This window comes from Terrabacter sp. GCM10028922 (assembly GCF_042666095.1).
GTDB lineage: Bacteria > Actinomycetota > Actinomycetes > Actinomycetales > Dermatophilaceae > Terrabacter.
Genome location: NZ_JBHTFG010000023.1, coordinates 465,759 through 487,113 on the forward strand (window position 1 = coordinate 465,759; position 21,355 = coordinate 487,113).

Here is a 21,355-nt window from a genome sequence, read left to right on the forward strand (position 1 = left end):
CGCAGTCGTCAGGCCGCAGGGCCCTTGGTGCGGACGTCCGCGACGTGCGACATGGCCTCGCGCAGCTCGCCGAGCCAGTCGCTCTCGTGCTGCGCGACGAGCTTGACGCACCACGCGAGGGCCTCGGCGCGAGACCGGGCGACGCCGGCGTCGACGAGCGTGTCGAGGACGAGTCGCTCGGGCTGGCGCAGGCGCGTCATGGCCGGCGCCGCGACGTGGGTGAACAGCTCCGTGCGGTCCCCGACGCGCACGGCCCACGAGACCTTGCGCTCGAACCGGTGCTCGGCCTCGCGCGCGATCTCGATGCGCCGACCGCGCGTGTCCTCTCGGAACGCCTTCGTGCGCCCGGCGCGCGCTTCGTCGCGTTCGGCGTCGCTGGACCCGTCGGGCAGGTCGACGTCGGCGATCGTGAGGACGACGGTGATCTCCTCGCGGTCGACGGTGATCTCGGGTGCGGTGGTGCGCCATTCCTCGGGCAGGCGGCCGACGAACCAGCCACGCACCCGCTCCAGGTTCCCGTTCGTAATCATGTAATCATTATTACTGGATTACTCAGCGAGGTCAATGCCGTACGCCCACGGCGGAACAGCACGAGGGCGGATGCCGTCGGGTGGTGAGCGGACGGCATCCGTCCTCGGGTGGAGGGTGGTCCTGGGTTGTCGCCCGAGAGGGCGGCGGTGAAGCGTCGCCCGCCCGGTGCGCAGCCGGGCTCAGCGCCGGCGCGCCCGGATCGAGTAGCTGCCCGTGCCGCTCGGCCGGAAGTGTCGGACCTGGGCAACGTAACGCCCGGGGAGCAGGGCCGTGCGGATCCTGGGGTTGAGCCCGTAGCCGCTGTCGTCGTCCTCACCGACGAGGTCGGTCTCGCTGTCGGGCCCGAAGAGCGACAGGAAGACGTCCGTCGAGCCGCGCGTCGTCACCTCGTAGAGGCCCTCGCTCGAGACGTCGAACGCGTAGAGGTCCTCCTCGCCCTCGTCCCCGATCGAGGCCTCGACCTTCGGGCCGTCCACCTCGAGCGCGGTCGCGTCGCTGACGACGGGCGCCGCCTTCGGGTACATCGCGGCGCCGGCGACGAACGCCCTGTCGAGTGCGGACAGCGCCTCGTTCTCGTGCGTCGCCACACCGTTGAGCGTCCACGCCGCGGGGAACGCGTAGAGCATGATCGAGTCGGGGTCGAACTGCGTCCCCTTCACCTGGTCGAGGGCGTACTTCCGGAAGACGTTGTGCCGCACCTTCGCCTCGTCCCAGAAGTTCGGTGGCCCGGCCAGCGCCGCGATGACGACAGGCTCGTTCCACTGGATGCCGCCCTGTGGGTTCGAGTGCTCGTGCGCCAGGCCGATCGCGTGCCCGAACTCGTGCGCCGCGGTGCCGCCGTCGAGGAATCCGAGGTTCATCGTCGCCTCGTCGGCCGGGATGCTCTTGTTGTCCGTGCCGACGTAGGACCACGCCCCGTCGCCGGGGTCGAAGGTGATCCGGATGTCGGCGTTCAGGTGGTTGCCGAAGTCGAAGCGCAGGTTGCACGCCTCCTGCCACCAGCCGGCCTGCTCGCGTGCCGTGGACTGCTGGGCCGGCGTGCCCTCGAGGAAACGCACCTTGAGAGTCGTGCCGTTCATCCACGCCTTGCCGACCGGCGAGATCGCGCGATCCGCGCCGTCGGGTCCTCGCTCGCGCCGGTGAGGGCGCATCAGGTCCTTGGGAAGGATCCGGTCGAAGCACACGTGCGGTGCGTCCGTCATGGTGTTCCCCCAATCGGTCGGGGGCGCGGGCCGCGCCCACCCCCATAGTCCTCGCGTCGGCGCCGCGCCACAGCCAAACGACGTATGCCGTCCGGTCGGGGCCGGACGGCATTCCGGAGTGAGGTGTCATGCCCTCGCAGGCTCGGGAGTGACGCCTCCCCGGCTCCAGTCGTCGGGGGACGTGGCGGAGGGGACGAGCTCAGGTGGTGCGCGCCAGCTCGGGCTCCTCCGCGCGACCGGAGGCGCCGGCCCGCTCGCTCAACGCCCGGTCGTCGCGCGCGAGTCGACCGGGCCACCACATCCGCCCGCCGATGTCGAGGCTGAGCGCGGTGACGAGGACGAGGCGGACGACGAGCGTGTCGAGGAGGACACCGAGCGCGACCGCGAACCCGATCTCGGCGAACGCGACGACCGGCATCGTCGCGAGCACCGCGAACGTGCCGGCGAGCACGAGCCCTGCCGAGGTGATGACCCCGCCCGTGGCGGCGAGCCCGACGAGGGCGCCGCGTCGCGTGCCGACCTGCTTCGCCTCCTCGTGGACCCTGGTCATGAGGAAGATGTTGTAGTCGATCCCCAGGGCGACGAGGAACACGAACACGAAGAGCGGGAGCGACGAGTCGGCCCCGGCGAACCCGAACACGTGGCGGAAGATCAAGGCTGACAGGCCGATTGCGGCTGCGAACGACAGCACGACCGTTGCGATGAGGACGAGTGGCGCGGTGACCGAGCGCAGCAGCAGGATGAGGATGAGCAGCACGACGGCGAGGATCACCGGGATGATCCTGACGTTGTCGTCGGCGCTCGCCCGCAGGGTGTCGGCGCGCGTCGCCGTGTCCCCGCCCGCGATGGCGTCTGCGCCGGGGACCGTCGCAATCGCCCGGCGGATGCCGTCCAGCGAGGCCGTCGCCGCGTCCGAGTCCGGCGCGTCGGCGAGGGTCGCCTGGATGAGCGACCGCCCGTTCCTCGTGACCGCCGGCGTGACCGCGTCGACGCCGTCGACCCCCTCCACGGCGTCGGCGACAGCGCCCGCCGTCGCCTCGTCGGTGAGGACGAGCACGGGGGACCCGGCACCAGCGGGGAAGTGCTTGGCTGCGATCTCCTCGCCGATGACCGAGGGCGGGGTCGTGTAGTACGAGTCCTTGTTGGACAGGCCCACGGCGTTGAGCTGGAGGACGCCCACCGACGCGATGGCGAGCAGCAGCGAGGTGACGACCCAGGTGCGGCGTGGGGCGCGGGCGATGCGGGCGCCGATGCGGGCCCAGATCCCGTCGCGGGTGTGGTCGACGGAGCCGTAGGTCGGGCGGACCGGCCAGAACACCCACCGGCCGAGGACGACGAGCAGGGCGGGGAGGAGCGTGAGCATGACGAGGAGGCCGACCGCGACACCGATCGCCGCGACGGGCCCGAGGCCCTTCGTCGAGCTCATCGTCGCGAAGAGCAGGCACAGCATGCCGGCGATGACCGTGGTCCCGGACGCGAAGATCGCTGGACCGGCGCGGTGGAGGGCGAACGCCATCGCCTCGTGCCGGTCCTCGTGGCGCCGCAGCTCCTCGCGGTAGCGCGCGACGAGCAGCAGGGCGTAGTCGGTGCCGGCGCCGAACACGATGACGGTGAGGATGCCGGAGCTCTGGGCGTTGACCGTCAACGTGTCACCGTCGGCGAGGTAGTAGATGACGCCCTGCGCGACGAAGAGCGCCGTTCCCGCCGCCAGCACCGGGACGAGCCACAGGATGGGGCTGCGGTAGGTGATGAGGAGGATCACGATGACGACGGCCATGGCGCTGTAGAGCAGCTTGCCGTCGATGCCGGAGAAGGCCTCTGACGAGTCGGCGGCATAGCCGACCGGCCCGGTGATGTGCATCGACAAACCGGCGGGGGTGTCCTCGGCTGCGTCCCGCATCTGCGTCACGGTGGTGCCCAGCGAGTCCCAGCCGGCCTCGCCGGCGTCCACGGGGACGATGACCTGCAGGGCCTGCTTGTCGGCAGAGGGGATCGGACCGACGGCGTCACGCTTGACCGGCTCGAGGGCGTCGAACCGGGCGACCTGGGCAGTGACGGCCGCCAGGTCCTCCGGCGTGATCCCGCTGGGTCGCTCGTAGATGACGACGGCCGGGAACTCGTTCGTGCTCTGGAAGTCGCTGATCTGGTTGACCACCTGGGTCGACTGGGCGTCCTCCGGCAACCAGGAGGAGGCCTCGTTGTTGAGGACGTCGGGGAGCTTCGACGCCGGCCCGAACAGCAGCCCGACGGCGACGATCCAGAAGGCGACGACAAACCATTTCGTCACTCGCGACGACGGAATCCGGGCGAGGCGCCCGATCCCGCCGGTTTTGTTGGCTTCCATGGTGATTGCCCCTCTGCTGGAGTGGGGTCGCGCGCCAGCGGCCCGCACCAACGCTAGGTCCGGTGGTCCTCATCGCACAGAGGTTTGCCGCGGAATCGGGGTCAACCTCAGGGACGGCTGGGGGTAGACCCTGACCGCGCGCACCGCCGAGCCCACCGTCCGGCCCCCCCGTCCGGCCCCCGTCCAACCCGCAGTCCCACACGCCGGAACCCTGGTGAGCGGCCTAGCATGGGTGCCCGTGCAGTTCCTCAACGGCCTTCAGCCCCAGCTCGACCTCACCTACGACGACGTCTTCATGGTGCCGAGCCGCTCGTCCGTCACGAGCCGCCTCGACGTCGACCTGTCGACGGTCGACGGGTCCGGCACGACGATCCCGCTCGTCGTCGCCAACATGACCGCGATCGCGGGCCGCCGGATGGCCGAGACCGTGGCCCGCCGTGGTGGCATCGCCGTGATCCCGCAGGACATCCCGGCGGAGGTCGTTCGCGACGTCGTCGCCTGGGTCAAGCAGCGCCACCTCGTCCACGACACCCCGATCACGCTCGAGCGGCACATGACGGCCGGTGAGGCTCTCGTCCTGATCGGGAAGCGAGCCCACGGCGCCGCGGTCGTCGTCGACGGACCCAAGCCGGTCGGCATCGTCACCGAGAAGGACCTGACCGGCGTCGACCGCTACACCCAGGTGCACGACGTCATGCACGAGGACATGGTCGTGCTCCCGGACACGATCGACCCCCAAGAGGCCTTCGAGCGCCTCTCGATCGCGCGCCGCAAGGTGGCGCCCGTCGTCTCCGAGCACGGTGAGCTCGTCGGCATCCTCACCCGGGGCGGTGTGATCCGCGCCGGCCTCTATGCGCCGGCCGTCGACGCAGCCGGGCAGCTGCGCGTCGCCGCCGCCGTCGGCATCAACGGCGACGTCGCGGCCAAGGCTGCCGAGGTGCTCGACTCGGGCGCCGACGTCCTCGTGATCGACACCGCGCACGGGCACCAGGACAAGATGCTGGACGCACTGCGCGCCGTCCGCGCGCTCGACCCGGGAGTCCCGGTCGTGGCGGGCAACGTCGTGTCGGCTGCAGGCACGCGCGAGCTCATCGAGGCCGGCGCCGACATCGTCAAGGTCGGCGTGGGACCCGGCGCCATGTGCACGACGCGCATGATGACGGCAGTGGGTCGCCCGCAGTTCTCGGCCGTCCTCGAATGTGCAACGGCGGCAAGGGAGCTCGGCAAGCACGTCTGGGCAGACGGCGGAGTGCGGCACCCGCGCGACGTCGCCCTCGCCCTCGCCGCCGGCGCCTCCAACGTCATGATCGGCTCGTGGTTCGCGGGCACGCTCGAGTCCCCCGGCGACCTCTACACCGACAACGACGGCCGCCAGTACAAGGAGTCCTTCGGCATGGCCAGCTCGCGTGCGGTGCGCAACCGCACGGCGAGCGACACGGCATACGACCGCGCCCGCAAGGCGCTCTTCGAGGAGGGCATCAGCACGGCTCGGATGTACGTCGACCCCGCGCGACCGTCCGTCGAGGACGTCATCGACCAGATCATCGCCGGGCTGCGCAGCAGCTGCACGTATGCCGGTGCGCGCACTCTCGAGGAGTTCCACGAACGGGCCGTCGTCGGGCTCCAGAGCACGGCGGGCTTCGCCGAAGGGCGTCCGCTCCACACCTCCTGGTGACGGTCACCTGCGCGTGATGGGGGCGGGGCTCTCCGGCGAGCCGCCGGCGTAGGCGGCCGTGAGCCGCGGGAACCGGGACGCCAGCCGGCTCGCGTCGACCGGCGTGCCGCTCGGCTCCTCGTAGATCGCGCCGTGGTCGGGCACGTCGCTGTCCTCGTCGTCGGGATCGCGCCCGGTCAGCTCGCTCCAGACGTCGAGCGGCGTGAACTCGAGCTCTTCCGCGGCGCCGACCTGTTCGTCGTCGTCCGGGCCGTGCGCGGCCAGGGAGTCCGGGTCGGAGACGAAGGCGTCGTACACGACGCGGCCCTGGTAGAGCACCCACGTGCGGAACGAGACGAAGACGTCCTCGCTCGTGAAGCCCATGACGGCCTCGGCCGCGGCAAGATGCAGGTAGGTGTTCGACCGCTTCATCTGCTCCACGAACTGGGCCTCGTAGGCGAGCACCCCCTCCGGCCCGAGAGCCTCGAGCGCGCTCGTGAGGGACTCGGCAGCCCCCTCCGGGTCGCGTGAGGCGACCCGGTCGACGATCGCCCAGAACTGGTCAGAGGTCATGGCTCGTGCTCCCGGCATGGTGGCGATCGGATCCGTGGTGACGGGCGTCGCGCCCGGGGGTGGCTGGTAAGAGAACCAGCCGGTGCCCTCGATCGAGTCGACAGGCGTCGAGCCCACGCCCGGACTCGACGGGTTGCCGCACGAGGCGGTCGTCAGGGTCAGGGCTGCCGCCACCAGGAGCGGGAGTGCCCCTCGGGGCGCGTGCATGCGCCGCAGTGTGCCACGCGCGGTGGGTTGGGCTGGGGACAACGAGGGGAACGCGTCAGGCCGTTCCTGCATCGTTGTGGCATGAGCAGCCACGACGCAGTGCCCGACGACGTGGTCCCTCCGCCCCAGCGACTCGAGATGGCGCGGCACGACCTCACTGAGCGCGCCGAGCTCAACCAGCGGCTCCGCTCTCTCAACACCGCCCTCGAGCGGGCCCGGCGCGAGCACCAGCGCCTCCGTGACGAGCTGACCCGCGAGGAGTACGACGTCGACCGGCTCGAAGGGGTCTCGGCGGCCCGCGTCTGGTCGTCACTGCGCGGTTCGCGCGAGCAGGACCTCGACCGCGAGCGGGCCGAGGCGACGGGGGCGGCCCGCGCGGTCGACCGGCAGGCCTCCGTCGTCGAGAAGGCCCGGGAGGAGGTCGCGCGCATCGCCGCACGAGCAGGTCAGCTCGACGATGCGGATGCCGAGTACGTCGCCGCGCTAGAGGCCGTGGCCGGGAGTGGCGGGACGGTCGACGACGTGCACGTTGCGCACGCCGTGGATGAGCTGGCCCGGCTGAGGGAGCTGCGCGAGGTCGACCAGGCCCGAGTGGCCGGGCGCTCGGCACGTCAGGGCCTGGCTGCCGCGCTCACGACGCTCGACAGCGCCGATGCCTGGTCCGGCTGGGACACCTTCGGCGGCGGCGGCATGCTCACGTCCGCGTTCAAGCACGAACGGCTCGACGAGGCCCGTCAGCGGCTGCACCTCGCCGGGGAGGCGCTCGACCGCTTCACCCGCGAGCTCGACGACCTGCGCATGCCCGGGGTCGCCCTGCCGGAGTTCAGCGGACTGACCCGCGGTCTCGACATCTTCTGGGACAACGTCTTCACCGACCTGCTCGTGCGTGACGAGATCAAGCGGTGCAAGCGCAGCGTCGAGGCGGCCATCGCGCGGGTCGACGACACCGTCGCCTCGCTCGACCTCCGCCGCGAGCAGCTGATGGCCACCTGACCGGACCGGGGTCTTGTCTGGTGCGGGCTCGGTCCCTAGCATCAGCGAGCCGCGCACTGCCGCGCGCACGAGCAACAGGGGTGAAAGATGCGCGCGAGCCGCGTACTGCGTCAGGTCCTCGCCGCGCTCGCGGTCCTGGCTGCGACAACGACGATGCCGGCCGTCGGGGCGGCGCAGACGAGCCCACCGGCTGTCGACGCGCCACCAGCAGTCTCGACCATCGCTGCCGCGCCGGACCCCGTGTGGAGCGCGCCCGTCACGGCGGTGCCTGACCGCGGCCAGCCGAGCGACGTCGCGTGCCCGACGACCACGTGGTGCATGGCCGTCGACCTGTCCGGCCGGGTCTTGACGTTCAACGGCACCACGTGGAGCACGCCGAAGGTCGTCTTCCCCCGCGTCGACGGGCAGAATCCCGGCGTCCGGGCCGTCTCGTGCCCCACCACCTCCTTCTGCCTGGCAGTGTCCGACTACGGCTACGGCATCTACCGCTCGGGCACGTGGACGGTCACCCGCTCCGCCATCGCCCCCTTCCGCGCCGTCGACTGCTACAGCGCCACCCGGTGTGGGCTCGTGCGCGGTGACGGCTCCTCGGGTCGGGGGCTGACCACGTGGAACGGTTCGACGCTGTCCGCCCCGGTGACGGCTCCGTGGGCCTCGCGCGTCGACGCGATCGCCTGCCCGTCGGCGACGGTGTGCCATGCGATCGGCATCGAGCCCAAGGGCGGCGCGATCGCGCTGCGGACGTCCGGCTCCGGCTGGGTCGCCTCATACCTCGGGAGCGCCTGGCTCCACACGACGTTGGACCTCTCCTGCACCTCGGCGTCGTTCTGCCTCGCCACGAGTGGCAGCGCCTACCGCACATGGCGCTGGAACGGCTCCGCGTGGGCCAACGCCGCCAACGCCGATGACGGACGCCTGTTCGACATCGAGTCGGTCTCGTGCACGTCGTCCTCGTCGTGCACCGCCGTGGGGGACGGCCGGACCGGCCGGTGGAACGGCTCGACGTGGAGCGTCCGGGACCTCTACCCGATCTACGGGGCGTCCTATTCGATGGACTGCGCCACGTCGTCGTCGTGCCTCGTCGTCGACGACCGTGGACGCTGGTGGCGTGGTGGCGGCTCGACGTGGACCGCCGCCAAGAGCTTCGACCCCACGTCGCAGTGGGTCGCTGACCTGTCGTGCCCCACGGCCACCTTCTGCATGGCAACCGACTACGTCGGCAATGCAGTGCGATGGAACGGGTCCGGATGGACGGGCATGTCACGCCTGGGGACTCGGCCGTCGTCGGTGTCGTGCCTGTCGCCGACCTGGTGCATGACCGTTGACGCGCAGCAGGGGACATACCGGAAGTGGACCGGCGCGTGGGGACCGGCGACGACGTTCGACAGCATCGGCCCCTACTGGCCCGTGGAGTGCGCATCCACCACAGCGTGCTTCACCTTCCAATACGGTGAGGTCCGACGCTGGAACGGCACGACGTGGTCCTCGCCGACGCGGCTCTTCACGTCGTTCGGGCCCGTCGAGATCGAGTGTCGAGGGTCGCGGTTCTGCATCGCGATGACGTATGACGGACAGTTCAGCACCTGGAACGGCACGTCATGGTCTGCTCGTCGGGCCTCCGGCGTGACCGAGGCCAGACGGCTCACCTGCACGTCCAGCGCGTTCTGCATGGTCATCTCCGCCTCCGACCTGTACTCGACGTTCAATGGGTCGACGTGGTCGGTGCGCCGCGTCCTGCCTTACGCCGTCGGCGCTCTCGGGTGCATGAGCAGCACGCGTTGCCTCGCAGCCGACTATCAGGGCGTCGTATGGGTCTGGAGCGGGGGACCGTGGTTGGCCGCACCGAACCGCCTTGCGTTCCAAGCAATCACGATGGCGTGCGTGACGACACGCTGCATGGCCATGGGCTACGAGAAGGCCAGCTGGACGCTGTGAGCGCTGGACAGCTCCTGGTGACGCTTCGCGCGTTTGCGCCGGTGCGGCTCGAGGCTCCGGCAGACTGATCGCGTGGACGCTGCCCTCGCAGGCCTGCTCGGCACCGCGATCGGCGCGGTCGCCGGGATCGTCGGCTCGCTCATCGCCTCCGGGCATCAGGTCCGGATCGAGCGCGAACGGGTCGCTGCAGCCCGATACGACGAGCTGAACCGGGAGGCGCGTCAGTCCCTCCTCGACCTCGTGCAGCTGGTTGCGACAGGCACCCATGCCATCGCCTGGCTGACCTGGGCGGTCGAGTCCCAACCGCGCGACGACTCGGTTGCCGAGGCCCACCGCTACGAGGAGACGATGCGGGCACTCCTCCCGCGTCTCGTCTCCGCCCAGGTGGCGGTGGCCAGCCTCAGCGATGTCAGCACCTACGAGCGTCTCGACCCGCTGGTGCGCACGCTCGTCAACCTGGACGCACGAGTCGGGACCGCGCTCGTCGGGCACGAGCAGGGCGTCGACGAGGCAGCGGCCGAGCTCGCGCAGCTCCGTGACGAGACGTCCGCGTTCGAGCTGCGGACCATCGAGGTGGTCCGCGCCATCCTGTCCGGGTCCGCCGAGCGGTGACGGCGACAGAGGGTCGCCCTCGACGTCGTCGGCCGAGCGGGTGAGCTGGACGCTCAGGCGGCGCCACCGGGCATACGGCTCAGTGGCGCTTGCGGCCGACCTCGACGACGCGCCAGCCGCGCTCGCGGGCCAGCTCGCGAAGCTCGCGGTCGGGGTTGACGGCCACGGCCGTGCCGACCCGCTCCATCATCGGCAGGTCGCTGATCGAGTCGCTGTAGGCGGTGCACCGAGCGAGGTCGTAGCCCCGCTCGGCGGCGAGCTTCTCGATCTCGATGACCTTGCCCGCGCCGTAGCAGAACTCGCCCGCGAGGTGCCCGGTGTAGCAGCCGTCGTCGTCCAGCTCGCTGCGGGTGGCGACGGCGCCCTCGAGCCCGAGCGCCGTCGCGATGCGGCTCACCAGCTCGATGGGGGACGCCGACACGACGATGCGGTCCTGCCCCAGCGCGCGTGCGTCGGACAGGAGCGTCATCGACGCCGGGATCGCCTTGCGCACGATGCCCGGCACGATCGAGTCGGTGAGGTGGATGATGTCGGACTGCCGGATGCCGGCGACGGCGCGCAGGATGCGCTCGCGCAGCGCCTCCGAGCCCTCGTCGGTGGATCCCCTGCGGTGGAAGGAGATCGCGTTGACGGTGTCCTTGACGAGGTCACGCCAGGGCACGTGACCGCCGCGGAACGCGGCGATTGCGAGCGGGTAGTTGGCGGAACCCCGGATCAGCGTGCGGTCGAGGTCGAAGAAGGCGGCCCTCGGCACGGGTCGTGCCTCCGCCTCAGCCGACACTGGCCACCATCGGCAGGGGCGAGCGGCGCTGCGGCACCGGCGCGTTGACGGCATCCTTCGGCAGCGACCGCGGCTTGCGCGGCGGCAGCGCCAGTCGGAAGACCTTGGCCCAGGCGGATGCGACCTGCTTCGGCAGCGGGCCGGTCGTGTAGGGCAGGCCGTAGCGATCGCAGATCTCGCGGACCTCGACGGCAACCTCGGCGTAGCGGTTGCTCGGCAGGTCGGGGAAGCAGTGGTGCTCGATCTGGTGGCTGAGGTTGCCCGTCATGATGTGCATGAGCTTGCTGCCGGAGATGTTGGCCGAGCCGAGCATCTGGCGGATGTACCAGTCGCCGCGCGTCTCGCCCTCGATCTCCTCCTCGGTGAACGTGTCGACACCGTCGGGGAAGTGGCCGCAGAAGATCACCGAGTGGGCCCAGACGTTGCGGATCGCGTTGGCGGTGAAGGTGCCGATGAGCGCCTGCTTGCCCGAGCCGAACGGCACGGCGGCGAGCGGGGTCGCGGCGTAGTCCTTGGTGAACTGGCGCACGACCTTGCGGCCGACCGCCTTGAGGTCGCGCTTGAGGTCGTCCTTGGACTTCTCGCCGTCCTTGACCGCCTCGAGCTCGAGGTCGTAGATCGCGATGCCCCACTCGAAGAACGGCGCGAGGACCATGTTGATGGCGGGGTTGAGGATGTTGAAGGGACGCCACGGCTGGTCCTCGGCCATGCGCAGCGTCGAGTAGCCCACGTCCTTGTCCTTGCCCAGGACGTTCGTCCACGTGTGGTGCAGGTCGTTGTGGGTGTGCTTCCACGCCGCCGCGGGGGTGACGAAGTCCCACTCCCACGTCGTCGAGTGGATGTCGGGATCCCGCATCCAGTCCCACTGCCCGTGCAGGACGTTGTGGCCGATCTCCATGTTCTCGAGGATCTTCGCGACCGAGAGCATCGCAGTGCCCGCGACGAAGGCCGTCTTCTTCTTCGACAGGAGCAGCGTCGCGCGGCCCGCGATCTCGAGGGTGCGCTGGATGCGGATGACGCGGCGGATGTAGGCCGCGTCCTTGGCGCCACGCGAGGCGATGATGCGGTCGCGCACCGCGTCGAGCTCCTGGCCGAGGCGCTCGACGTCCGCGTCGGACAGGTGCGAGGCGGCGCTCGGGCGTTGGACGGGTCCGCCGGTCGCCGCGAGGATCGGCTTCCTGGGCCGGATCGTCGTGGCGGCGCCGTCGACGGCATCGACTGCGACGCCGGTGGGCGTCGTCGTGGGTCGGTTCGTGGTGGCGGTCATGGTGGTTCCCTTCTCAGATGTCCAGGTGGACGGGTCCGGCGGCCGCGTTGACGCAGGTCTGGATGAGCTCGCCCTCGTCGCCGTGCACCTCACCGGTGCGCAGGTCGCGGACCTTGCCGGCCACGAGCGGCGTGAGGCAGCTGCGGCAGATGCCCATGCGGCACCCGCTCGGCATGACGACCCCGCACTCCTCGCCGGCGTCGAGGAGGGGAACGTCGCCACCCACCTCGACCTCCTTGTCGCTCTTCTCGAACGTCACGAGGCCGCCCTCGCCGCCGACGCCGTCGAGCAGGACGGGGGCGAAGCGTTCGATGGTCAGGGCCGGGGTGTCGTCGACGTCACTGGCGCCCTCGCGCTCCCACAGCTCGGTGGCCGCGTCGAGGAACTCGGGGGGACCGCAGGCGTATGCCGCCCGGTCGCGCCAGTCGGGACAGAGCGTCTCGAGGTCGGCGACGTCGGAGAGGTCGAGGCGTCGGCCGCCGTCCTCGCGGGTGAACCAGTGGCGCACCTGCAGGCCCGGGAACTGGTCGGCCAGCTCGAGCAGCTCGTCGTGGAAGAGGGCGTCGTCGCGCGTGCGCGCGGAGTGGATGAGCACGACGTCGGCGTCGGGTCGGCGCGGCACGAGCGTGCGGATCATCGACATGACGGGCGTCAGCCCGCTGCCGGCTGTCACCATGAGCAGCGGGCGGGGGTGCTCGGGAAGCACGAAGTCGCCCTGCGGGGTGTCGAGGAAGAGGATGTCGCCGACCCGCGTGTCGCGGGCGAGCGCCGTCGAGACGAAACCGATCGCGGTGACGGTGATGGCGGGGTCGTGGCCCACCGCAGCCGACAGCGAGTAGCTGCGCCACTGGCGCACGCCGTCGATCTCGACGCCGATGCGGGCCCACTGGCCGGCCACGTGCTGGTTCCAGCCGCGTCCCGGGCGGAAGTGGATCGTCGTCGAGTCGGGCGTCTCGCGGACGACCTTGGTGACGACGCCGCGCAGCTGTCGCGAGGACGCGAGCGGGTTGACCAGACCGAGGAAGTCCTCGGGCGCGAGCGGGGTCGTCAAGATCGACGCCACACGCCGTAGAGCTCTGATCTGGACCATACCTTCTATGTTCCCTGTGGGAGCCCTTTCCTATCTTGGGCCGGCGCGTACTCTTTGGGGCAAGAAACTATCGCGTCACGACAAAAGTGAGGAGACCGAAGTGGTGCACGCCACGTCGGACCCGCCGTGGTTGTCTCTACCCGCCGACGTGACGACCGTCCTGCGCCCCGTCGTCGGCGACATCGTCGAGGCGATCGTCGAGGGCATCCCTCGGGACGTGCCGGTCTATGCGATGCCCATGGAGGGACGTTTCGGGCAGGGCGTCAGGCGGGGCGTGAGCATCGCCCTCAACCGCTTCCTCGACCTGCCGGGGACGCGTCTGCCGGCGCTGTCCGAGGACGGCAAGTGGGTCTACGAGAGCCTCGGACGTGGCGAGGTGCGCTCGGGGCGCAGCCTCGAGTCGCTTCTGGCCGCCTACCGCTACGGCGCGCGCGTCACCTTCCGCGCCATCTCGCGCACCATCGACGTCTCGCAGCTGCCGCCTGATGCGCTCCTCGCGCTCGGCGAGTCGCTCTTCGCGTACATCGACGAGCTGTCGGCGGCGAGCGCTCAGGGCTACGCGCAGGAGCAGTCCGAGCGCGCGGGGGAGCAGCTGCGGCTGCGCGGCGAGCTGCTCGAGATGATCCTTCGCGGCGACTCGAGCGACGGTGGCGTGGCTCGGCTCGCGGCCGCCGTCGGGTGGACCCTGCCCGAGGTCGTCGTCGTAGCCCTCGTGCCGTTCCCGCACGTCGACGGTCTGCGCGGCGCCCTCGGTCCCGACGGGCTCGTGGCCGAGCGCGGGACCGACGTCATCGTCGTCTTCCCGTTCGTGAACCGCAAGCCACGGCGGCGCGACCTCGAGCGCGCGCTGCGGGGCCGTCGCGCCATCGTCGGACCGCCACGCCCGTGGCAGCAGGCGAGCGAGTCTCTCCACCTGGCGACGTCGGCCGGCGCGCACGGCGTCGGGCCGGGCCCCGACCAGCCGCACGTCAACGCGAAGCCCGTGTGGGTCGAGGAGCACCTGGCCGAGCTCGTCGTGCACGCGGAGCCGCTGGCCACCGACGACCTCGCCCGCACCCGGCTCGCCCCGCTCGACGGCCTGCGCCCTGCCGCGCGCGACCGGCTCACCGAGACGCTGTTCTCGTGGCTGCGTCACCAGGGCCAGCGGGCGCCGATCGCCGAGGAGCTCTTCGTGCACCAGCAGACGGTCGGCTACCGCGTCGCTCAGCTCAAGGAGCTCTTCGGCGACGCCCTCGACGACCCCGAGGTGCGGTTCGAGCTCGAGCTCGTGCTGCGCGCCGGCCGCCGCTGACCGTGCGCCGTCGCCTCCAACCCCGTCGAGTGGGCACGTCCACCCGGCCGGACGGCATACGCCCGGGTCAGAGCAACCGGACCGGGGAGCCGTCGAGGTATGCCGTCACGCCCTCGACGACGCCCCTGAAGAACGTCGCGTAGACGTCCTGCGTGACGTAGCCGACGTGCGGCGTCAGCAGCGTGCGCGGCGCGCGGCGCAAGGGGTGGCCGGCCGGCAGCGGCTCCTCGTCGAAGACGTCGAGCCCGACGCCGCCCAGGTGACCGCGGTCGAGGGCGGCGAGCAGGGCCTGCTCGTCGACGATCGGCCCGCGCGAGGTGTTGACGAGCAGGGCGTCGGGCCGCATCAGGCCGAGCTCACGCTCGCCGATGAGGCCGCGCGTCCCCTCCGCGAGGACGAGGTGGATCGAGACGACGTCGGAGGTCGAGAGCACCTCGTCGAGTGACGCCGCACGAGCGCCCGCGTCGGCGGCGCGCCCAGGCGTCAGGCTGCGGCTCCACGCGACGACGTCCATGCCGAAGGCGCGTGCCACGCCGGCGACCTGTGTGCCGATGCGCCCGAACCCGACCAGGCCGAGCGTGTGCCCGGCGAGGTCGCGACCGACCGTGGTCTGCCAGCCGCCGTCGCGCACCGCTGTCGCCTCCGTGACGAGATGACGTGCCAGGCCCAGCACGAGCGCCCAGGTCAGCTCCGCGGGACCGCTCGGCAGGCTGTCGGTGCCGCAGACCGTGATGCCGGCCTCGGCGGCCGCAGCGGTGTCGATGCTCGGGTTGCGCCGACCCGTCGTGACCACGAGCCGCAGCCGGGGCAGGCGGGTCAGGACCTCCCGGGGCAGGGGCGTGCGCTCGCGCATGACGACGACCGCGTCGTAGGGCTCGAGTCGCTCGACGAGCGCCGCGGGCTCGCTCAGGTGGTCCCGGAAGACGTCCACGGTGCTCGAGGCGGTCGCGTGGTCGGTCACCGGCGACCAGTCCGCGCTGGTCAGGGCCACACCCTGGTAGTCGTCGAGCACCGCGATCCGCACGGGACCACCCTAGGAGACGGTCAGGTCAGGGCATCCGCCGCTCGACCCACCAGTGGGTGGCGACGGCGCGGTTGCCGAGGTGGTGTCGCCGGTAGACCCGGTGCAGGTGCTTCGAGACGGTCGATGTGGCGAGCCCGAGGCGGCGGCCGATCGCCGCGTCCGTGAGACCCTCCGCGACGAGGTCGAGGACCTCGCGCTCGCGTGGCGAGACGAGGGCAGACCGGTCGGCCTCCGTCCCGGATGCGGGCTCGCCCGGCGGCGAACCGGCGCCGTGCGCGAAGCACACCGGCGTCCAGGCGATGGCCGGTGAGAGACGCAGGGCCAGGATGCGCGTGCCCCGGGTCCGCGCGACGGCGGCACGCAGGTGCCGGGCGCCGAGCGCGAGCAGGTCCCGGTCCGGCGGGCCGAACACGCCCCCGAACCGGGTCAGGCTGAGAGCGGTGACGACGGTGCCGTCGTAGCCGAGCGGGAGGCAGAGCTGGTCGGTGACCGCGCCGAGCACGTCCCGCCCGAGCGCCGTCGAACGCCAGCCGAGCTCGCTCGAGACCTCGGACAGCTGGATCGGAAGGACCCACGGCCTTCGCTCCCGGACCGACCGCAGCAGCGGCGCGCGGACCGGGTGGGTCGCGGCGGTGTCCGGGTAGGCCGCCAACGTCCGGACAGCGGCGCCCGCCCTGGACGTCGGCCACAGCACGGCCACCTCGTCGCGGCCGTCGAGATCGATCCTCGCCAGGCTCGCCGTGTCCGCGCCGACGAGCAGCGCGACGTCGCCGATGAGCGTCGTCAGGCCACTGCCGTGCTCGACGGACACCGCCCGAGCCGCGAGCTCGAGCGCCGCCCGCAACGTGGACTCTTCGGTCCTGGGCACATCCCACCTCCCCGATCACGGTCAGAGCCGCCAGCGCCGGCGCTGATACGCGAGGGAGTGCCAGGACGCGGCCGATTACGCAGAAGTGCGACATGTCGTCTCCACCGGGTCCCGGTGCCGCACTGCCTCCTCGTCCGGCACCGCGTCGGACGACGTGCCGCCACAGGGGTGGCACTGCGGAAGGAGACTCACATGTTCACTCGTCGACACGTGGTGCGCGCCGCGACCGCCGTGGGAGCGGTGGCGGCGCTCGCCGCCGCGCTTCCCGGCTCGGCCGCCGCCGCACCGCTCATCCCGTTCGGGGTTGCCACCTCCAGCGCGATCGCGGGCATGTCGTACAACACGGCCTTCGGGGCGAGCACGACGATCGTCGTCTCGCGCGTCGGCAACTGGTTCCTCGTCGACGACACCATCCGCGTCGTCGCTGGTGCCGGCTGCCTTCCGATCGCCGCCGACAACACCCGGGTGTGGTGTGCGGCGCCCAAGGTCGGGCTCGTGTTCCGACCGTTCCAGGTGTTCGCCAAGGCCGGCAACGACGCCGTGTGGAACCAGACCGACGTCCGCATGATGGCCGACGGCGGACTCGGCAGCGATGCCCTCGTCGGCAGCCCGACCGCCTCGGACATCCTCGTCGGCGGCGACGGCGACGACGTCGTCAACGGTCGCGGCGGCAGCGACGGCCTGCGCGGCGGTCCCGGCGCGGACCGGCTGTTCGGTCTCGCAGGCAACGACTCCCTCGCCGGCCAGGACGGCAACGACGTGCTCGACGGCGGCATCGGACGCGACGTCATGGACGGTGGCGCGGGCGGCGACACCGCGACCTACGCACCGCGGGTGCTCCCGGTGACCGCCCGGATCGGCGTCGTGGGCGTCTCCGGGCAGGTCGGCGAGCTCGACACCGTCACTGCCACGGTCGAGCACCTCGTGGGCGGTGCGGGCAACGACCTGCTCGTCGGGAGCGCGGCCGCGAACATCCTGAGCGGCGGCGCGGGCCACGACCGGCTCTTCGGCCTCGCCGGCAACGACCGGCTGCTCGGCGGCGCGGGCAACGACGCGCTCGACGGCGGCTCAGGAGCCGACCTCAGCGACGGTGGGCTCGGTGTCGACACGGTGTCGTATGCCGCCCGCATCGCGCCAGTGACGGCGCGGATCGGCGTCGCCGCCGTCTCCGGCCAGGCCGGTGAGGCGGACACCATCACCGCGACGGTCGAGAACCTCGTCGGGGGCGCGGCCAACGACCTGCTCGTCGGCAGCAACGCAGCGAACTCGATCTCCGGCAACAACGGCAACGACCGGATCTTCGGCCTCGGTGGGCGCGACGCGCTCGTCGGCGGCAACGGCAACGACGTCATCTACGCGGCCTTCAGCGTGGCGGTCCAGAACGACGGCGTCACCGACCGTGTCGCCGGGAGCGGCGGCATCGACACCTGCGTGGTGAGCGGCACGGATCCCGACCTGTGGAGCACCTGCGAGTTCGTGGTCTGACCTTCGCAGCGCCGGAACGCGAGAAGCGCCGCTCTCAGCTGAGAGCGGCGCTTCCTGTGTGAAGCGACCCCGACCGGGCTCGAACCGGCGACCTCCGCCGTGACAGGGCGGCGCGCTAACCAACTGCGCTACGGGGCCTTACTGGGTGGTGCGTGTGGAACTCTACTGCGTATCCCCAACGGGATTCGAACCCGTGCTGCCGCCGTGAAAGGGCGGAGTCCTAGGCCGCTAGACGATGGGGACCTGCCCGACCTATCCGTTGGGACGTCGAAACTATAGGGGAGTTTCCGGCACCGGCCAAATCGGCTCGTGGCAGCCCGGATGCCCTTCGGATCAGCCCTTCGCCCACGCCCGCACGTCGTCGACCGGCCACGTCGTGACGATGCGTTCGGCCGGGATGCCGAGGCGCTCCGCGCGCTCGCAGCCGAGGGCCTTCATGTCGAGCTGCCCGGGTGCGTGCGCGTCGGAGTCGATGGTGAAGAGGCACCCGAGGTCACGCGCCAGCTCGATGAGCTCGTCGGGCGGGTCGCAGCGCTCGGGCCGCGAGTTGATCTCGACCGCGACGTCGTGCTCGAGGCAGGCCTTGAAGACCTTCTCGGCGTCGAACTGCGAGGGCGGTCTCTTCCCGCGGCCACCGGTCACGAGCTGGCCCGTGCAGTGCGCGAGCACGTTGGTGCGCGGGTTGCGCACGGCGGCGACCATGCGCGGGGTCATCTCGAACGACGGCTGGCGCAGCTTCGAGTGGATCGAGGCCGTGACGACGTCGAGCTGGTCGAGCATGTCGTCGTCCTGGTCGAGGGTGCCGTCGAGGTGGATGTCGACCTCGATGCCCTTGAGCAGGGTGAACGCGTCGCCCAGGCTCGCGTTGATCGCCTCGACGCGCTTCAGCTGGTCGGCGAGGCGCTCGCGACTGAGGCCGTTGGCGACCGTGAGGCGCGGGGAGTGGTCGGTGAGCGCCATCCACTCCTGGCCGAGCTGGACGGCCGCGAGGACCATCTCCTCGATGGGGCTGCCGCCGTCGCTCCAGTTCGAGTGGGTGTGGAGGTCACCGCGCAGGGCGGCATACAGCTCGGCGCCTCCAGTGGCCCGCAGCTCGCCGTACTTCTCCTCGGCGGACACGAGGTAGGCCGGCAGCACCCCGCGCACCGCCTGGACGATGATGGCGGCGCTCGAGTCGCCGATTCCCTTGATCTGCTTGAGGGTTCCGGCCTCGACGCGCTCTCGCAGCTCATCGTCGGAGATGAGCGTGATGGCCTCGATCGTCCGGCGGAACGCGTCGATGCGGTAGCTGCTCTCGCGCCCCCGCTCGAGCAGGAAGCAGATGCGACGCAGCGCGTCGAGCGGGCTGATCGGCGCCTGCGGCGGGCTCGGCTGCTGCATGCCGGCCAGCCTAACCGCGGGCGCCGACCAGACCCCTGGTCACTGGTGGAGCGTCGGCAGCGTCGTCCCGTCGGGCAGCTTGCCCGGCGCCCCGGCGATGGCCGGCACGACGCGGACGACGTCGCCGTACTGACGCGCGACGAGACCGGGTGAGCTGCCCTCGTCGGCCATCACGACGACCTGGTCGCTGCGACCGTCGAGCCTCACCCCGAGGACCTCGACCCCCTTGGAGCGCCACAGCATCCGCTCGCGGAGGATCTGCTGCGCGATGCTCTCCTTCTCGGCGTAGGAGTGCGTCGCGACGACGAACTCCACGTCGCCCGGCGCCGGCATCGCGCCGGTGACGAGCGCCTCGAGGTCGGCGTCGTGCCGGGTGACGGCCACGGCGACGCGCGTGCCCGCGGCGTCGACGGCATACGCCCCGGAGAAGACGTCGGGCCAGCGGGACACGAGGGTGGGCTCGACGGTGGCGAACGCCGTGGTCTGTGGCGTCGCGAGCCCCTCGAACCACTGGCTCGAGTCACGCGCCGACGGGACCGACGGGGCGAACCCCGGGTCGATCGGTCGCTGGGTCCCGCTGAACGTCTGCGGGCCGGCGGCGCCGTTGTCGGAGGTGGTGTCCTTCTGCGCCTCGGCGGCCGAGCCCGCTGACATGCTGCTCGACGTCGCGCGCTGGTTGGCGGCGAACCAGGTGCCGCCAACCGCGCCGACGACGACGAAGGCGGCCGCGGCACCCAGCAGCGTGGAACGACGGCGTGAGGTGCGGGCGCGCCCGCGGATGACCGCGCGCTGGACGAACAGGTCGTCGCGGGGTGGTTCGAGGTCGTTCATCGTGGCCAGCGCCTTTCGCAGCTGCAGCTCGCCCTCCTCCGGGGCGTTCGCCTCTGGCCTGCGCGTCGTGTCGTCGCTCATGAGACGGCTCCTGCCCCGGTCAGCGGTGGTTCGGCGAGCCGGTCTCGCAGGGCCGCGAGGCCGCGTGAGATCTGGCTCTTGATCGTGCCCTCGGCGACGCCGGTGCACTCGGCGATCTGGGGCACGGTGAGGTCCTCCCAGAAGCGGAGGACGAGGACGGCGCGCTGCTTCTCCGGAAGGTCCCGCAGCAGGTCGGTCAGGGTCATCGCGAGCTCGCGGTCGTGGTCGGTCGTCACCGGCTCGGGGGCCTCGTCGGTGAGCACCTCGCGCCGTCGCTTGCGCTGGTCGTTGAGGTAGAGGTTCATCATCGTGCGTCTCGTGTAGGCGGTCTCGGCCCCGGTCGCGATGCGTGGCCACGCGACGTAGACCCGGGCCAGGGCCTCCTGGACGAGCTCGTCGCCGTCGGCCCAGTTGCCGCAAAGCAGGTAGGCGCGCCGGCGCAGCATGGTCTGCCGCTCCTCCACGAAGGCGCGGAACGCCGCCTCGTCCCTCCGTCTCATGTGCTCCCGCCGGTCTGGCTCGTCAGGGTCGTCAGGGTCGTCACTGTTTCGTACACCTGCTTGGACACCGGGGCACGCCGAACCGTTGCACCCGCATCAGGACGGCCGGCTCAGGACGCCGGCGCGTGCACGGCTCAGGAGACCCGGCCCAGGGCGACGAGCGCGAGCATGAGGGCGGCGATCGTCTCACCGTCGGTGAGCGTGCCGTCGCGGACGAGGCCCAGGACCTCCGCGACAGGCACGCGACGGACCGCGCCGATGCCCTCCTCGGCGCGGACGCTGTCGCCGACGTCGCCGTGGAACCCGGGCGCCGGTTCGAGGCCCTGGGCGAGGTAGACGACCTCCGGGGCGCGGCACACGCCGTTGAGGGCGTTCACCGCGCCGACCTGCCGCCACTCGCGCGCCGCGAGCCCCGTCTCCTCGGCGAGCTCGCGCTGCGCGGCGACGAGCGGGTCCTCTCCGTCCGTGCCGCCGGCCGGGACCTCGAGGGACGTGCCGACGGTGTGCCGGTCGATGGTCACGAGGACCACCTCGTCGGCGTCGGTCAGGGCGACGACGAAGACGGCCGGGCGCTGCAGCTCGACGACGCCGAAGATCCCGTCACTGCCGTCGGGACGCACCACAGCGTCCTCCCGGACCCGGATCCACGCGTTCTCGTAGACGACCCGGGTCTCGCGCACGGGCCAGCTCACGGGCGGCGTCGCTC

Annotated in this window: 19 protein-coding genes and 2 tRNA genes; 6 read left to right on the plus strand and 15 right to left on the minus strand. The window is 71.5% G+C overall.

Features of this window, described 5'->3' with window-relative positions; genetic code table 11:
* Positions 1-8 precede the first annotated feature (8 nt).
* The 3 genes from ACFQU3_RS19005 to ACFQU3_RS19015 all read right to left on the minus strand — a co-directional run bounded on the left by ACFQU3_RS19005 (position 9) and on the right by ACFQU3_RS19015 (position 4,020).
* Positions 9-530: a hypothetical protein gene (locus tag ACFQU3_RS19005; RefSeq protein ID WP_385912640.1), complete on the minus strand. Its 522-nt coding sequence runs from the start codon at positions 528-530 to the stop codon at positions 9-11.
* 180 nt (positions 531-710) lie between these two features.
* The gene (locus ACFQU3_RS19010; protein ID WP_385912641.1) at positions 711-1,733 is read right to left on the minus strand and encodes a M12 family metallopeptidase; all 1,023 of its coding nucleotides are present in this window, start codon (positions 1,731-1,733) and stop codon (positions 711-713) included.
* A 199-nt stretch (positions 1,734-1,932) separates the two neighbouring features.
* Positions 1,933-4,020: an MMPL family transporter gene (locus tag ACFQU3_RS19015; protein ID WP_385912643.1), complete on the minus strand. Its 2,088-nt coding sequence runs from the start codon at positions 4,018-4,020 to the stop codon at positions 1,933-1,935.
* A 295-nt stretch (positions 4,021-4,315) separates the two neighbouring features.
* Between ACFQU3_RS19015 and ACFQU3_RS19020 the strand changes: the two genes are divergently transcribed.
* Positions 4,316-5,752, plus strand: a complete 1,437-nt coding sequence (locus tag ACFQU3_RS19020; RefSeq protein WP_385912645.1) for a GuaB1 family IMP dehydrogenase-related protein — start codon at positions 4,316-4,318, stop codon at positions 5,750-5,752.
* 3 nt (positions 5,753-5,755) lie between these two features.
* Here the strand turns inward: ACFQU3_RS19020 and ACFQU3_RS19025 are convergent, their stop codons facing one another.
* Positions 5,756-6,511 carry a DUF4240 domain-containing protein gene (locus tag ACFQU3_RS19025; RefSeq protein ID WP_385912647.1) on the minus strand — a complete coding sequence of 252 codons (756 nt, stop codon included), beginning with the start codon at positions 6,509-6,511 and terminating at the stop codon, positions 5,756-5,758.
* A gap of 81 nt (positions 6,512-6,592) precedes the next feature.
* Here ACFQU3_RS19025 and ACFQU3_RS19030 point away from each other — a divergent pair, with 81 nt between their 5' ends.
* The 3 genes from ACFQU3_RS19030 to ACFQU3_RS19040 all read left to right on the plus strand — a co-directional run bounded on the left by ACFQU3_RS19030 (position 6,593) and on the right by ACFQU3_RS19040 (position 10,051).
* Positions 6,593-7,504 carry a hypothetical protein gene (locus ACFQU3_RS19030; RefSeq protein WP_385912649.1) on the plus strand — a complete coding sequence of 304 codons (912 nt, stop codon included), beginning with the start codon at positions 6,593-6,595 and terminating at the stop codon, positions 7,502-7,504.
* Positions 7,505-7,591: 87 nt separating this feature from the next.
* On the plus strand, positions 7,592-9,439 hold the full coding sequence (locus ACFQU3_RS19035; RefSeq protein WP_385912651.1) for a hypothetical protein: 1,848 nt from the start codon (positions 7,592-7,594) through the stop codon (positions 9,437-9,439).
* Between the two features lie 72 nt (positions 9,440-9,511).
* Positions 9,512-10,051: a hypothetical protein gene (locus tag ACFQU3_RS19040; protein WP_385912652.1), complete on the plus strand. Its 540-nt coding sequence runs from the start codon at positions 9,512-9,514 to the stop codon at positions 10,049-10,051.
* A gap of 79 nt (positions 10,052-10,130) precedes the next feature.
* On the opposite strand, the gene ACFQU3_RS19045 is transcribed toward ACFQU3_RS19040, so the two are convergent.
* Genes ACFQU3_RS19045 through ACFQU3_RS19055 form a run of 3 tightly spaced genes read right to left on the minus strand, consistent with a single transcriptional unit; the run spans position 10,131 to position 13,189 of the window.
* Positions 10,131-10,805, minus strand: a complete 675-nt coding sequence (locus ACFQU3_RS19045) for an HAD family hydrolase (RefSeq protein ID WP_385912654.1) — start codon at positions 10,803-10,805, stop codon at positions 10,131-10,133.
* Positions 10,806-10,821: 16 nt separating this feature from the next.
* A complete protein-coding gene (locus ACFQU3_RS19050) occupies positions 10,822-12,099 on the minus strand; it encodes a fatty acid desaturase family protein (protein ID WP_385912656.1) in 1,278 nt (425 codons plus the stop codon).
* 13 nt (positions 12,100-12,112) lie between these two features.
* Entirely contained in the window at positions 12,113-13,189 is a 1,077-nt protein-coding gene (locus tag ACFQU3_RS19055) for a ferredoxin reductase (protein WP_385912658.1), read from the minus strand.
* A gap of 100 nt (positions 13,190-13,289) precedes the next feature.
* On the opposite strand from ACFQU3_RS19055, the gene ACFQU3_RS19060 reads away from it, so the two are divergent.
* Positions 13,290-14,480, plus strand: coding sequence for a PucR family transcriptional regulator (locus tag ACFQU3_RS19060; protein ID WP_385912659.1), 1,191 nt, complete (start codon positions 13,290-13,292; stop codon positions 14,478-14,480).
* Between the two features lie 67 nt (positions 14,481-14,547).
* Here ACFQU3_RS19060 and ACFQU3_RS19065 read toward each other — a convergent pair whose 3' ends face one another.
* Together ACFQU3_RS19065 and ACFQU3_RS19070 are read right to left on the minus strand one after the other, a co-directional pair.
* Positions 14,548-15,504 (minus strand): D-2-hydroxyacid dehydrogenase family protein, encoded by a 957-nt coding sequence (locus ACFQU3_RS19065; protein WP_385912661.1) that lies wholly within the window; start codon positions 15,502-15,504, stop codon positions 14,548-14,550.
* 25 nt (positions 15,505-15,529) lie between these two features.
* On the minus strand, positions 15,530-16,372 hold the full coding sequence (locus ACFQU3_RS19070) for a LuxR C-terminal-related transcriptional regulator (protein ID WP_385912663.1): 843 nt from the start codon (positions 16,370-16,372) through the stop codon (positions 15,530-15,532).
* Positions 16,373-16,564: 192 nt separating this feature from the next.
* Between ACFQU3_RS19070 and ACFQU3_RS19075 the strand changes: the two genes are divergently transcribed.
* Positions 16,565-17,857 (plus strand): calcium-binding protein, encoded by a 1,293-nt coding sequence (locus tag ACFQU3_RS19075; RefSeq protein WP_385912665.1) that lies wholly within the window; start codon positions 16,565-16,567, stop codon positions 17,855-17,857.
* Positions 17,858-17,921: 64 nt separating this feature from the next.
* Here the strand turns inward: ACFQU3_RS19075 and ACFQU3_RS19080 are convergent.
* From ACFQU3_RS19080 to ACFQU3_RS19105, 6 genes are all read right to left on the minus strand, one after another.
* A tRNA-Asp gene (locus tag ACFQU3_RS19080) sits at positions 17,922-17,995 on the minus strand.
* A 32-nt stretch (positions 17,996-18,027) separates the two neighbouring features.
* A tRNA-Glu gene (locus ACFQU3_RS19085) sits at positions 18,028-18,100 on the minus strand.
* A 90-nt stretch (positions 18,101-18,190) separates the two neighbouring features.
* Positions 18,191-19,237, minus strand: coding sequence for a PHP domain-containing protein (locus tag ACFQU3_RS19090; RefSeq protein WP_385912667.1), 1,047 nt, complete (start codon positions 19,235-19,237; stop codon positions 18,191-18,193).
* 39 nt (positions 19,238-19,276) lie between these two features.
* Positions 19,277-20,149: a hypothetical protein gene (locus ACFQU3_RS19095; protein ID WP_385912669.1), complete on the minus strand. Its 873-nt coding sequence runs from the start codon at positions 20,147-20,149 to the stop codon at positions 19,277-19,279.
* On the minus strand, positions 20,146-20,649 hold the full coding sequence (locus tag ACFQU3_RS19100) for a SigE family RNA polymerase sigma factor (protein ID WP_385912671.1): 504 nt from the start codon (positions 20,647-20,649) through the stop codon (positions 20,146-20,148). The genes ACFQU3_RS19095 and ACFQU3_RS19100 overlap by 4 nt, the downstream gene beginning before the upstream one ends.
* A gap of 134 nt (positions 20,650-20,783) precedes the next feature.
* Entirely contained in the window at positions 20,784-21,341 is a 558-nt protein-coding gene (locus tag ACFQU3_RS19105) for an NUDIX domain-containing protein (protein ID WP_385912673.1), read from the minus strand.
* Positions 21,342-21,355: the final 14 nt, after the last annotated feature.

Coding starts and splice junctions, on each gene's coding strand:
- ACFQU3_RS19075 (WP_385912665.1), top strand. CDS start 16,565: ATGTTCACTCGTCGACACGTGGTGCGCGCCGCGACCGCCGTGGGAGCG.
- ACFQU3_RS19035 (WP_385912651.1), top strand. CDS start 7,592: ATGCGCGCGAGCCGCGTACTGCGTCAGGTCCTCGCCGCGCTCGCGGTC.
- ACFQU3_RS19010 (WP_385912641.1), bottom strand. CDS start 1,733: ATGACGGACGCACCGCACGTGTGCTTCGACCGGATCCTTCCCAAGGAC.
- ACFQU3_RS19055 (WP_385912658.1), bottom strand. CDS start 13,189: ATGGTCCAGATCAGAGCTCTACGGCGTGTGGCGTCGATCTTGACGACC.
- ACFQU3_RS19025 (WP_385912647.1), bottom strand. CDS start 6,511: ATGCACGCGCCCCGAGGGGCACTCCCGCTCCTGGTGGCGGCAGCCCTG.
- ACFQU3_RS19095 (WP_385912669.1), bottom strand. CDS start 20,149: ATGAGCGACGACACGACGCGCAGGCCAGAGGCGAACGCCCCGGAGGAG.
- ACFQU3_RS19090 (WP_385912667.1), bottom strand. CDS start 19,237: ATGCAGCAGCCGAGCCCGCCGCAGGCGCCGATCAGCCCGCTCGACGCG.
- ACFQU3_RS19005 (WP_385912640.1), bottom strand. CDS start 530: ATGATTACGAACGGGAACCTGGAGCGGGTGCGTGGCTGGTTCGTCGGC.
- ACFQU3_RS19050 (WP_385912656.1), bottom strand. CDS start 12,099: ATGACCGCCACCACGAACCGACCCACGACGACGCCCACCGGCGTCGCA.
- ACFQU3_RS19100 (WP_385912671.1), bottom strand. CDS start 20,649: ATGAGACGGAGGGACGAGGCGGCGTTCCGCGCCTTCGTGGAGGAGCGG.
- ACFQU3_RS19030 (WP_385912649.1), top strand. CDS start 6,593: ATGAGCAGCCACGACGCAGTGCCCGACGACGTGGTCCCTCCGCCCCAG.